This is a genomic window from Riemerella columbina (assembly GCF_030517065.1).
Lineage (GTDB): Bacteria > Bacteroidota > Bacteroidia > Flavobacteriales > Weeksellaceae > Riemerella > Riemerella columbina_A.
In genome coordinates this window covers 1,332,784-1,344,789 of the sequence record NZ_CP103950.1, presented here as the reverse complement: position 1 = coordinate 1,344,789, position 12,006 = coordinate 1,332,784, and the positions used below count along the sequence as shown (strand labels likewise).

General features: G+C 37.7%; 11 protein-coding genes and 1 pseudogene. 7 read left to right on the top strand and 5 right to left on the bottom strand.

Going from position 1 to position 12,006, the window contains the following annotated elements; genetic code table 11:
- Nucleotides 1–197 precede the first annotated feature (197 nt).
- Together NYR17_RS06400 and NYR17_RS06395 are read left to right on the top strand one after the other, a co-directional pair.
- The gene (locus tag NYR17_RS06400) at nt 198–1,538 is read left to right on the top strand and encodes an Nramp family divalent metal transporter (RefSeq protein WP_302504896.1); all 1,341 of its coding nucleotides are present in this window, start codon (nt 198–200) and stop codon (nt 1,536–1,538) included.
- 42 nt (nt 1,539–1,580) lie between these two features.
- Nucleotides 1,581–3,728, top strand: a complete 2,148-nt coding sequence (locus NYR17_RS06395; protein WP_302504895.1) for an endonuclease MutS2 — start codon at nt 1,581–1,583, stop codon at nt 3,726–3,728.
- Nucleotides 3,729–3,739: 11 nt separating this feature from the next.
- Here NYR17_RS06395 and NYR17_RS06390 read toward each other — a convergent pair whose 3' ends face one another.
- A complete protein-coding gene (locus NYR17_RS06390; RefSeq protein WP_302504894.1) occupies nt 3,740–4,090 on the bottom strand; it encodes a T9SS type A sorting domain-containing protein in 351 nt (116 codons plus the stop codon).
- Nucleotides 4,091–4,206: 116 nt separating this feature from the next.
- On the opposite strand from NYR17_RS06390, the gene hemB reads away from it, so the two are divergent.
- Nucleotides 4,207–5,199: a porphobilinogen synthase gene (gene hemB / locus NYR17_RS06385; protein ID WP_302504893.1), complete on the top strand. Its 993-nt coding sequence runs from the start codon at nt 4,207–4,209 to the stop codon at nt 5,197–5,199.
- A gap of 50 nt (nt 5,200–5,249) precedes the next feature.
- Here the strand turns inward: hemB and NYR17_RS06380 are convergent, their stop codons facing one another.
- Both NYR17_RS06380 and NYR17_RS06375 read right to left on the bottom strand, forming a co-directional pair.
- On the bottom strand, nt 5,250–5,765 hold the full coding sequence (locus NYR17_RS06380) for a helix-turn-helix domain-containing protein (protein WP_302504892.1): 516 nt from the start codon (nt 5,763–5,765) through the stop codon (nt 5,250–5,252).
- A gap of 173 nt (nt 5,766–5,938) precedes the next feature.
- Nucleotides 5,939–7,012 carry a TerC/Alx family metal homeostasis membrane protein gene (locus NYR17_RS06375; RefSeq protein ID WP_302504891.1) on the bottom strand — a complete coding sequence of 358 codons (1,074 nt, stop codon included), beginning with the start codon at nt 7,010–7,012 and terminating at the stop codon, nt 5,939–5,941.
- 339 nt (nt 7,013–7,351) lie between these two features.
- Here NYR17_RS06375 and NYR17_RS06370 point away from each other — a divergent pair, with 339 nt between their 5' ends.
- Nucleotides 7,352–8,452: a M14 family zinc carboxypeptidase gene (locus tag NYR17_RS06370; protein ID WP_302504890.1), complete on the top strand. Its 1,101-nt coding sequence runs from the start codon at nt 7,352–7,354 to the stop codon at nt 8,450–8,452.
- Nucleotides 8,453–8,512: 60 nt separating this feature from the next.
- Here the strand turns inward: NYR17_RS06370 and NYR17_RS06365 are convergent, their stop codons facing one another.
- Together NYR17_RS06365 and NYR17_RS06360 are read right to left on the bottom strand one after the other, a co-directional pair.
- Complete coding sequence (locus NYR17_RS06365) at nt 8,513–9,046, bottom strand: GNAT family N-acetyltransferase (RefSeq protein ID WP_302504889.1); 534 nt, start codon at nt 9,044–9,046, stop codon at nt 8,513–8,515.
- Between the two features lie 368 nt (nt 9,047–9,414).
- Entirely contained in the window at nt 9,415–9,888 is a 474-nt protein-coding gene (locus NYR17_RS06360) for a hypothetical protein (protein ID WP_302504888.1), read from the bottom strand.
- Nucleotides 9,889–10,176: 288 nt separating this feature from the next.
- On the opposite strand from NYR17_RS06360, the pseudogene NYR17_RS06355 reads away from it, so the two are divergent.
- The 3 genes and pseudogenes from NYR17_RS06355 to NYR17_RS06345 form a co-directional block, all read left to right on the top strand.
- Nucleotides 10,177–10,305, top strand: a pseudogene (locus NYR17_RS06355) (TetR/AcrR family transcriptional regulator); the annotation flags it as partial.
- Nucleotides 10,295–10,669, top strand: a complete 375-nt coding sequence (locus NYR17_RS06350; RefSeq protein ID WP_367997968.1) for an AIR synthase-related protein — start codon at nt 10,295–10,297, stop codon at nt 10,667–10,669. The pseudogene NYR17_RS06355 and the gene NYR17_RS06350, both read left to right, overlap by 11 nt.
- 55 nt (nt 10,670–10,724) lie before the next feature.
- On the top strand, nt 10,725–11,825 hold the full coding sequence (locus NYR17_RS06345; protein ID WP_302504887.1) for an acyltransferase family protein: 1,101 nt from the start codon (nt 10,725–10,727) through the stop codon (nt 11,823–11,825).
- Nucleotides 11,826–12,006: the final 181 nt, after the last annotated feature.

The following is a 12,006-nucleotide window of genomic DNA, read 5'->3' as shown; positions in this document are numbered from 1 at the left end:
AAATGAGGGGGGCTAAATTACAATTTTTTTTTAAAACCTCACCATATTATAATCATACCGAGGTTTGATTGTCAAATTCTAAGTGTGGCAGCAGGATGGCACGCCTTGGAGAAAGGCTTTTTTTGAGGCTTTTTAATTTTGGGTAGTCGTAAAGAAATGCTTAATTTTGTGAGCCATAATCCAAATAGCGAGAAATATTGAAAAAATTAAGGCAGAAACTAAGCCCCAAAGATTGGCGTAGAGAGAATCTCAGTCGGTCTTTATCGGAATCTTTTTCAAGTGTGAATGTCCCAGAGCGCGCTGGCTTTTGGCGGAAATTATTCGCCTATGTAGGTCCTGGGCTTATGGTGGCGGTGGGCTATATGGACCCTGGTAATTGGGCAACGGGCATCGCAGGGGGCGCTCAGTTTGGCTATGTGCTCCTTTCGGTGATTTTAATTTCTAACCTTTTTGCGATGCTCCTTCAGCATTTAGCGCTTAAGTTGGGCATCGTAGCTGAGCGAGATTTAGCGCAAGCCTGCCGAGACAGTTACTCTGCGCCTGTCGGATTTTTGCTGTGGGTAATGGCGGAGGTGGCTATAGCCGCCACGGATTTAGCCGAAGTCATAGGCTCTGCGGTGGCGCTCAATTTATTGTTTGGTATCCCTTTGCCGTGGGGCATTGCGATCACTACGGTAGATGTATTCATTATATTATTGCTTCAATCCCGAGGTTTTAGGTGGTTAGAAGCCGTGGTTGGCGGTTTAATATTCCTTATTTTTGGTTGCTTTTTTTATGAAATTATCATCAGCCACCCTGCGTGGTTCCCTATATTAGAAGGATTGGTGCCGCGGAAAGACATCATTTCTAACCCGAATATGCTGTATATCGCCATTGGGATTTTGGGCGCTACGGTGATGCCTCATAACCTGTATTTGCATAGTAGCATTGTGCAAACCAGAAATTATAAAAGAACGGAAGAAGGCAAACGCGAAGCGATAAAATTTGCCACCATTGACAGTAATTTATCTTTGATGATTGCGTTTTTTATCAATGCAGCCATTTTAATAGTAGCGGCAGCCACTTTCCACCATACGGGTTATCAAGATGTGGCAGATATTACCGATGCTTACCGCTTGCTAACGCCTATTTTGGGCACCAGTTTAGCGAGCATTGTATTCGCGATTGCGCTCTTGGCATCGGGGCAAAACTCTACGCTAACAGGCACATTATCAGGACAAATAGTGATGGAAGGTTTTTTAAATATCAAACTGAAACCTTGGCTCAGAAGACTGATTACAAGGCTGATAGCGGTAGTTCCTGCCATGGTGGTTGCCATAATGTATGGCGAGCATGGCGTCGCTGATTTGTTGATTATCAGCCAAGTGATTTTATCATTACAGCTGAGTTTTGCTGTGGTGCCGTTGGTGGTCTTTACAAACAATAAACTGAAAATGGGAACCTTCGTGAACCGTGGATTGATCCGCTATGCGGCTATTTTAATCACGGTAATTATTGTAGCGCTCAATGGCTATTTGGTAGTGATAGAATGGTTTTAGAAGCCTATTTTTAAGAAATAAAAAATTCCGTATTTTTGCAGGGTGCAAATTACCAAAGACAGTTTAGAAGAATTAGAATTTCCGCAGTTGTTAGCGGAGATTTCGCCTTATGCCTACTCCACGAAAATAGCGGAGCACATAGCCCTCATCAAACCTTTAGAAAAAGAAGAAGCCGAACTTTCATTAAAAAAAGTCTCCGAATTTCTTTCAAGTTTTGAGAGTGAAAACGCCATCCCCTTCAACGAGTATGAGGATATAGAGCTGGAACTCAAACTGATGAAAATTGAAAACTACCGTTTAGACAGTGCTTCTTTCATCAAAATAAAGCAAATAACGGAGCAAATAGGGCGCTTGCAGAAGTTTTTCCCACAATATTCGGACTTGTTTCCAGAGCTGTTATCGGCGGTACAAGCCTTAACTTTTCATAAAGAAATTATAGAAAAAATAGATGCCGTTTTCAATCGGTTTGGGGAGGTCAAGTCTGATGCTTCGGCAGTGTTAAAAGAACTTCGTGCCGAAATCCAAAAATCACGGAGAGCCATAGATGAGAATTTCAACCGTGCTCTTAGCCAATATGCCCAGAGCGATTTTTTAGATGAAATTAGGGAAACGATTATTGATGACCAAAGGGTTTTAGCGGTAAAATCTGGCTTTAAAAAGCGTGTGCAGGGGCGTACTTTGGGCGTTTCTAAAACAGGTTCTATCACTTATATACAACCCGAAACGGTGGTAAAGCACTATTTTAAACTCAGAGAAAATACCGAGGAAGAGAAGAAAGAAATAGACCGTATTTTAAGAAAACTCACTTTGGAAATTGCTGAATATCAGCCCCATTTAAAAACCTACCAAACTTATATTTTTGATTTAGACCTCACGCGTGCCAAAGCCAAATTTGCGGAGAAAATCCACGGTGTGTTGCCAAAAATCAATCCGCACCAAACGCTGCGCCTTAGGGAGGCTTATCACCCTTTGCTGTGGCTACAAAATACGGCAGAAAATAAGAAGATTTTCCCTCAAAATCTGACCCTTACGGAGCACAATCGGATTATTTGTATTTCGGGGCCCAATGCGGGTGGGAAATCCATTACGTTAAAAACCGTGGGGCTACTGCAAGTGATGCTTCAATCAGGGATTTTAGTGCCTGTGCATCCCAAGTCGGAGATGTTTTTCTTTGAACGCATAATGACGGATATTGGTGATAATCAATCTATTGAAAATCACCTTTCTACCTACTCTTCTCGCTTGAAAAAAATGTCGCACATCATTAAAGAAGCCAATGCACAAACTTTACTTTTAATCGATGAATTTGGGACAGGTTCAGATCCAGAATTGGGCGGTGCTTTGGCGGAGAGCTTTTTGGAGTTTTTTTATGATAAAAAATCGTTTGCCATTATCACCACGCATTATACCAATATCAAACTGGTGGTGGAGCAACTGCCGAGTGCCACCAATGCCGCTATGCTTTTTGATGAAAATTCCTTAGAGCCGTTGTATAAATTAGAAGTGGGGCAGGCGGGGAGTTCGTTTACTTTTGAGGTGGCGGAGAAGAATAAAATCCCTCGGTTTATCATTAAAAATGCAAGGCAAAAGGTAGAAAAAGATGTGGTGAATTTGGATAAAACGATAGTGAAACTTCAGCAAGAAAAATTTGAAGTGGAAAAATTAAAATCCAACCTCACAGAGCAACGAGAATCGGTGGAGGACAAGCGCGAAAACCTCCAAAAATTGAATGAACAATTGGAACAAAAACTATTTAATTTCCAGAAATTATACGAGGAAGAGCACCGCAAATTGCAGTTTGGGAATAAGATAGAGCATTTCATCAACTCCTATGTGAATGGGCGTTCAAGAAAGGATTTGGTGCGAGAGTTTGTGAAAATTTTAGAGCAAGAAAAGTACAGAAAATTAGGTGCCGATAAAGATGAATCCAAGCGCCTGCAAGTGATTCGTAGAAAAGTCAATCAGCAACTTAAAAAGCAAGAAGTCAAGGAAAAAATAGCCGAAACCAACGAAAAATTAGAGGAAAAAAGACAAAAAGAAAGAGCCGTTTGGCTTAAAGAAGGTCAGCGCGTGCGGATTATGGGCAGCACCAGCGTGGGTACCATAGAGTCTATTTCCAAAAATAAGGTAACGGTGAATTATGGTTTGTTCAAAACTCAAATTTCCCCTGATGAATTAGAGCGTGTATAAAGCGTTGATAACTACTGTTTTATAATCTGAGTTACCTTTTGAGTATTATCACTTAGGGTATATTTGAGGAGGTATTTACCTGGTTTTAAGCGATCTAACCTCACTTCGGAATAAGAAGCGTTGAGGTTTACGCCCATCACTTCCACACCAATAATGGAGTAAAAAGTCACTGCTTTAATTTTAATTTGTGGATTTTTGGTTTTCAAAATGATAAAATCCTTCGCAGGGTTAGGGTAAGCGACCAACACACCATCATCAGATTTTTGCTGAAATCCATTCGCATTTGTATAAGATTGTGCTTTCATAGAACCGCCCATCAGAAAGGAAAAACCCATGATTATCAAGAATAAAAATGCTCTCATACACTTACAATATTTACCAATACACAAAAGTATTAAAAATAAAATCATTATACAATACTTTTTTATCTTAAAGTCTTGTTAAATTTGCAGTCTAAAAATCAATTTAAAACCAACCTATGCTAATATATTCCAGAAACCGAAGATTAAGAACCACCGAAAGTGTTAGAAGATTAGTGCGTGAGAGCCACCTGAGCACCGCAGATTTCGTGATGCCGATGTTCGTTATGGCAGGAGAAAATAAGGAGGAAGCCATCGCTTCTATGCCTGGAATCTACCGCAGAAGCATTGATTTAACGGTTGCCGAGTGTCAAGAATTATTTGATTTAGGCGTGAAAGCCGTTAATATTTATATGAAAGTTCCTGAAAATCTTAAAGATAACAAAGGAACAGAAGCGTGGAATCCAGATGGGCTGATGCAGCAAACCATTAGAGCGATTAAATCGGCAGTGCCAGAGATGGTCGTGATGCCAGATGTAGCGCTGGATCCTTACTCTATCTACGGTCACGACGGCATTATCACCAATGGACAAGTGGATAATGATGCCACGGTGGAGGCGTTGGTCAAGATGTCTATTTCTCAAGCCGAAGCGGGTGCCGATATCCTCGCTCCGAGTGATATGATGGATGGGAGAGTTCTCGCCATTAGAGAAGGTTTGGAGGAAAACGGCTTTTATAATGTCGGGATTTTATCTTATGCGGCTAAATATGCGAGTGCTTTCTATGGTCCTTTTAGAAGTGCTTTAGACAGCGCGCCCAAGGCTCAAAACGATATTCCTAAGGATAAAAAAACTTATCAAATGGACTTTCACAACAGCCGAGAAGCCATCAACGAAGTGTTAAAAGATGTAGAAGAAGGCGCGGATATTATTATGATAAAGCCAGGGATGCCGTATTTAGACATTGTGTCAAAAATTAGGAATTTGATTGATTTGCCTATTGCGGTGTATCAGGTGAGCGGCGAGTATGCAATGCTCAAAGCTGCGGCTCAGAACGGTTGGTTAGACAATGACCAAGTGCTGTTGGAGAGCTTAACTTGTTTTAAAAGGGCAGGGGCAGATATGATATTCACCTATGCTGCCAAAGAAGTTGCCATATTACTCAATCAATAAAATAAACTTTAATACATCTAAATGCTGAATTTTTAAAAATTCAGCATTTTTTATAGCTCATAACTTTCAAATTTTCCATTTTCAAAAAATATAATCACCCGTTTAATCTTTTTGTTACGGTCTTGATTTTGAAAATTAACAGGAAAATTCTCTAATGGCTGAGAAGGCGTTATTTCGTTTGCTTCTTGATTCTCGGTCGGTATAAACGATTCTCGCGGATTATGATTTTCTGAGGTCGGTTTGGTGGGCGCCGCTTCTTCGTGAGGCAAACTAAACAAATCTAATAGGGGAGAAGAAGATGGTTCTTCCGTTTCTGTGGTTGATTCTTCCGTTTTTGTATCGGTATTTTGAGAAATCAGCATTTCACCTTCGCCATTGATGAGCCAATCCCAAGCAATTTCAGGAAATCTATTTTTGATTTTAACGATAAAATCTAAAGAGGGCTTATTCCGCCCCGAAGTAATATGAGAAATGCTGGAACGCTGCACATCTATTTCATCAGCAAAATCAGAGGCGGTCAGTTCTGAGTATTTGATGATTTCCGAAATTCTATCATTAAGATTCATCGCTATGAGATTTTACAAATGTTATATTCTATGGGTTACAAAAGTAAAACAAAAAAAGCAATCAAAGAAATACAAATGTAAAAACTAAGCGATTTGAAAAAGTTACCAATGTAAAATTAAAACTTAACCTAACTGATTACCAATATAATATAATATTTTTAATATTGTGAAAATTAGTTTTGTGAGCGTGATTTTTTTCTGTTTTTAACCACTGGTGCCAATAAAGAAGCTAAGATACTCACCGCCAAAATACTCACAATAATAATAAGGGAATAAGTGGTGGAGAAACCTATTTCTTCCAACTGATGATGGAATAGCATTTTAGCTCCGATAAAGGTCAGGAGCACCGCCAATCCTGTTTTAAGGTATTTAAATTTATCGATAACACCTGCCAATAGGAAGAACATAGAACGCAAGCCTATAATCGCGAAAATGTTAGAGAAAAAGACAATATAAGGGTCTTTGGTGACCGAAAATATCGCAGGAATGCTATCTACAGCAAAAATAAGGTCTGTGGCTTCTATAATAATCAACACTAAAAAGAGCGGAGTCATTTTCCGAACGCCATTGATGGTCACAAAAAAACGATTTCCAACAAACTGATTATGAACTTTAAAATAACGGTTCGCTAATTTCACAATTGTATGATTTTCAGGATCTATGGTTTCATCTTCTTCTTTATTCACAAACATTCTAATACCTGTAAATACCAAGAAAGCCCCGAAAATATACATAATCCAATCAAACTTTTCAATCAACGCTGCACCGATGAAAATAAACAGAAAACGCATGACCACAGCGCCTAATATTCCCCAGAATAACACCCGATGATAATTCTTTTTTTCTACTCCAAAAGCACTGAATATCAATACGATGACAAAAATATTATCCACCGAAAGTGCGTACTCTACCACATAACCTGTAAGGTACTCCAAGCCTAAGTTTTGATTATAGAGTAAGATACTGTTTTCTAAATCGTTAGGGATTATTTTTATGGGATGATGGTGCTTATCAATCACGGATTGCAGCTTTTCCATACTATCAATCCCATGTAAATAATGTCCAAAAGTGAGGAGGATAAAATAAAATACCATGGAAAGGCAAACCACAAAAAAACTCATCAAGGTGGCTTGTTTCAAAGAAATGGTATTGCTGTTTTTTTTCTTATTGATTAGTCCTAAATCTAAAGCCAATATAAAGCCTATAAATACTAAAAAACTGATTAAAAATAGGGTCTCGTTTGTCATATCGCAAAGATACAAAATTATTTTTTCTAACACTTTACAATTGTTATAGTCCACATATTTTAGCGTTTTCCACAAGGGTTTTATGTTTAATGAATTTGTGTACAGATGGGGAAAATACAAGGATTTAATACTTAAAGTATATTTTAATAATTACTTTATTTAAAATTTATAAAATGTTGTTTTTCATATAATTATGATTTTAATTTGAATTAAATTTAATCCACAATTTTATTAACAGACATTTTGTCATTTTGTGTGTTTAATGGTTTTTACAAAAGTGAAACATTATTTTTGAAAAAATAGCATTATCTTTGTCAAGTAATTTTTAGACTTAAAAAGATGGAATTTCCGTATGTTAGAAATGTAAACTTCCCCAATCGCTATATTTCTCCTCAAAAATTGTTTGATTTTCTACAGGAGCGCTACGCTTCTATAATAACACCGATTGGAACGTCAGTTTTAGGTCAGCCGATTTATCAATTATCCATTGGAACTGGCGCGATAAAAGTGGCAGCATGGAGCCAAATGCACGGCAACGAATCAACTGCCACTCTCGCCATGTTGGACTTATTGGCTACCATGGAGGCTTCTCCTGATTTGGGAGAGCTTTTGTGGAAAAAAATAAGTTTGGATTTTATCCTGATGCTCAACCCTGATGGGGCTTTAGTTTGGGAGCGTAGAAATGCTGTTGGCATAGATGTTAATAGAGATTTTCTTAAAAAATCGTCTCAAGAAATGAGAATATTGCAAGAATTTATTCAAAAAAAGCCATATGATTATGCTTTAAATCTTCACGATCAAAGGACTATTTTTACCACCGATGGCAATACGCCCGCCACTTTATCTTTCTTAGCGCCTTCCGAAAATGAAGAGCGAGAAATGACAGAGAATAGAAAGAAGAGTATGGCAGTTATTACCATGATTTATAAGGGTTTAGAGTATGAAATTCCGCACCATATAGGGCGTTATACGGATGAATTTTATCCAACAGCTGTGGGGGATAATTTGATGAAATTAGGTATTCCGACTATTCTTTTTGAAGGCGGACATTTTCCTGATGATTACTATCGCCAGCAAACGCGGCAATATTATACCCAAGCGCTTTATTCTGCACTTTTAGCAATGGCTAAGCTCAAAGGTGGTACGGCATCATATGAGGCTTATTTTAATATTCCAATGAACCAAACCACACACTACGACCTGATTTACAGGAATCTATCAATCAATACCCAAGAGCCTTGCATGGTGGATATTGCTGTGCAGTATAAGGAAAAATATAATGGTGGCGAGGAGATTGATTTTATCCCTTATATTGTAGAAATAGGCGACTGTAGTGCTAAAAAAGCTTGGAAAGAAATTGATGCTACAGGGCTATTCTACATTGGAAAACATTATCCTAAAATAGATGAAATAGCGGAGTTTGAAATCGGAGAGATATAATTTAATATTCTGATTATTAAATAGTTATTTTAGAAATTTACATTTGTAAAATATATGAAATTACTCCCAAAACGCTTGCGGATAGACTACCGTACCGCTGACTTCTTGGAGGCTGTTGGGGATAAGTTCTATCGCCATGGCATTTTCATCAGGGACTTCAAAGGGGAGTTGGATACCGAATTTTGAGGCTTTTTGGTATCCGAATTTGGGGTAATAATCGGCGTGTCCTAATAAGATGATTGCGCTAAAACCCAATTCCTTCGCTCGATGGTGGGCAAACTGTATCAACTGACTGCCAATGCCTTTTCCTTGCTCGCTGGGCAATACAGCAATGGGGGCTAAGGCTAAGGCTTCCGTGGTGTTTTTTTGGGATTGAATTTGGATTTTGGTCAGTAAAATATAGCCGACGATGTGTCCGTTTTCCTCTGCCACAATAGATAATTCTGGAACGAATGCCGTTGATTTTCGCAATCTTTCTACTAAAAATTGCTCACGATGGTCGCTATGAGGTTCGTGCTGAAAGGCAGCTTCAATCAACTGAAATACAGTGGAATGGTCTTGAGGTTGTTCGGTGCGGAAGTATATGGATTTCATAATTCAAAATTTCGCCCAAAGGGCATTTAAAATTCCAAATTTAAGATTTAAAAATTAAAAGATTTAATGATTTAAAACCCACCCCGCCCTTCGGACACCCCTCCGAATGGAGGGGAATTTTCCCTCTGCTTCTTTCAAAGGGTAATTATTGCCTGCGAGACTCTCCGAATGGAGAGGAATTATGCGTGAAGTTGTAAATAATTCCCCTCTTTTTTAAAGAGGGGTGGCATGAAGTGACGGGGTGTTTGCCTGTAGGATACTATATCGTTTATCATATCATTATTTTATCATATCATTATTTTATCATACTCTTAAGTATAGAAAAAGTTTTTAGGAATGGGGGTGGGGGGCAATAATATACAACGAGTTTATACTTTATTTATGGCTTTTTCGTAAATTTCTTGCAACTGTTTTATATATTTTTTCCTGTTAGGAGATCTAATTTTATTTAAATATTTGTCTAATGAATTTATATCGTTTTTTGATAAAAAGTAATATTCAATCAAGAAACCTATTAAGGATATTATTGATAGAGTTTCTACTTCTCTGTCCTCCTGAGTTTCCTCAATTTCTTCTCCTGTGGGATATTCCTCCTCTAATTCGATGTTTTTAAATGTATTTAATATTTCTACTGAATAATTTAAAATATGTTCTTTTTCAGATAATAGTAGTTCCGACAACATCTCTGGGGGTAATGCAGATGAATTAACTTTCTTTTGAGCAATGTTTATTATTTGAGTATTGATATACGTTTCTAACTCAATATTTGCTCTATATGAAATTTCTTTTAAGAGATTTCTATAATCACTGTTTTCAATTATTTTATTTATTTCATTAGCCATATCTTCTTATTATCGCCAAGAGCTTTCTTTTTTTATATTTATTTGGCGTTTTTCCAACCCTCAATTTTCCCTAAAAAGAAATGCTTTACAAATGTATAGAAAAAACTTCACTTTCTCGTCAATCAATCCAAAATCAAGGCTTTTTTCGTTGGTTTTTAATCAAAAATGACCAAAGATGGTAAAAAAATACTTCTCATCATCGCCTCAATCCTTCTTTAATGATAAAAAAATATAGACAGACTGGTCTGTTTGTTAAAAAATGTTTTATATTTGCCCAAAATACCGAATATGAAACCCAAGGAACGGATACTCGATGTTGCCACCGCATTATTTCATCAGCAAGGCTATAATGCCACGGGAATCAACGAAATCATAGCAAAAGCCAAAGTGGCAAAAGCCAGTTTTTATCAGCATTTTAATCCCCACTAAGCTCTACGGTGCCACCATCAGCGCACTGCTTGCACAGCACCCCATCAACGGGATTGCACATATCACAGGTGGTGGATTAATTGAAAATGTACCGAGAATTTTGCCTAAAGGTTTAGGCGTAGAAATTCAAAAATCAAGCATTAAGGTGCCTGCCATCATGCAAGAATTACAAAAGAGAGCCAACATCGCAGAAGACGAAATGTTTGGAACCTTCAACATGGGTGTGGGAATGGTACTTGCCGTTTCGCCAGACCAAGCCGAAGCCGTTATCAAAACCTTGAAATCTTTGGGCGAAGAAGCTTACGAAATTGGTAAAGTGGTAAAAAGTAACCAACCTATCGTGTTGTTATAAACTTGTAAAAAACACGCTTGAAAATCATTTTGAGCGTGTTTTTTTTAATTGTAAATTGGTCATTTATGAAGAACACAGAACACAGAACACAGAACACAGAACACAAAACACAAGGCTCTATAACCTAGATTATTTAAGAGGCCTATGTGCCTTTGGCATTATGCTGTATCACTACTTATCTTGGACTAAGGGTGATTTAAGCGCAACAACTTTTATGGGCAGGCTAGGCATTTATGGTGTAGGCATTTTTTATGTACTCAGTGGCTTAACGCTATTTTATGTCTATTATGATAAAATGAATTTTAAAAAGGAGGATTTAATTTCATTTTTCAAAAAGCGAGTCTTCAGAATCTTTCCGCTACTATGGTTTGTAACCATCTGCTCAATTATCCTCTCTCGCAAAATCCCAAATTTATTTGATTTATTTTTAAACCTTTCAGGGCTTTTTGGCTTTGTTAAATGGACGGCCTACTTCTCTGCCGGCGTTTGGTCTATCGGAAATGAATTAGTTTTTTATGCCTTTTTTCCATTCTTTATTTTATTCTCCAAAAAATACAAATGGCTAATGGGGCTACTCTCTCTCACGCTCCTAGCATTATTCCTATATTTTGCCTTTGTGGGGCTAGATGCTCATCAGGATTTAGGCTCACAATGGGCTATCTATATAAATCCGCTGAATCAAGTTTTACTATTCCTAGCGGGATTCTTCATAGGCCTATTATTTAGAAAGGTGGAAATGAAAAACGCTCTCACCCTCTTGCTCCTTGGGGTCTCAGTTGCTTTATTCATCTTTTACCCAACAACCGAAGCCGATAAAATCAGCATCGTAACTGGTGAAAATAGACTTATTTTCTCACTAATAAGCATTATAATTTGCCTATGCTTCTTCAAGCTTAGAATTAAGCTCCCTGGCATCTTCCACAACCCACTAAAATTATTGGGCGAAGCAAGCTATTCCGTATACCTATTACACCCCTTAGTTTGGGCTTTTTATGGCGGCATCAGCAATCATCTGTTCAAAATGAGTGTCCCTTTAAGGCTCTCCCTATGCATACTAAGTACGCTATTTATCAGCTATATTGTTTACACCTATTTTGAAAAATATTTTATTCGCCTAGGTAGAAATTTTCAATTTAAAAATCTAATGAAACGCTAATCTCAAAAACCTAAAAAAGGGGCTTTCCACGAGGGGAGTCCCTTTTTTCTTATGCTTAGCCTAAGTTATGTTGCAAGCTATGGGGAGTAAATTTAAGCCATCATTTATCTAAAACCCTCACTTCATCTATGTTTTGAACCACTATCATATACGTTCTAAACCACTATCATATACGTTCTAA

Bases quoted from the DNA above. Each gene is read 5' to 3' on its own strand.
- NYR17_RS06390 (WP_302504894.1), bottom strand. From the start codon at position 4,090: ATGAGAGCATTTTTATTCTTGATAATCATGGGTTTTTCCTTTCTGATG.
- hemB (WP_302504893.1), top strand. From the start codon at position 4,207: ATGCTAATATATTCCAGAAACCGAAGATTAAGAACCACCGAAAGTGTT.
- NYR17_RS06375 (WP_302504891.1), bottom strand. From the start codon at position 7,012: ATGACAAACGAGACCCTATTTTTAATCAGTTTTTTAGTATTTATAGGC.
- NYR17_RS06370 (WP_302504890.1), top strand. From the start codon at position 7,352: ATGGAATTTCCGTATGTTAGAAATGTAAACTTCCCCAATCGCTATATT.
- NYR17_RS06380 (WP_302504892.1), bottom strand. From the start codon at position 5,765: ATGAATCTTAATGATAGAATTTCGGAAATCATCAAATACTCAGAACTG.
- NYR17_RS06365 (WP_302504889.1), bottom strand. From the start codon at position 9,046: ATGAAATCCATATACTTCCGCACCGAACAACCTCAAGACCATTCCACT.
- NYR17_RS06360 (WP_302504888.1), bottom strand. From the start codon at position 9,888: ATGGCTAATGAAATAAATAAAATAATTGAAAACAGTGATTATAGAAAT.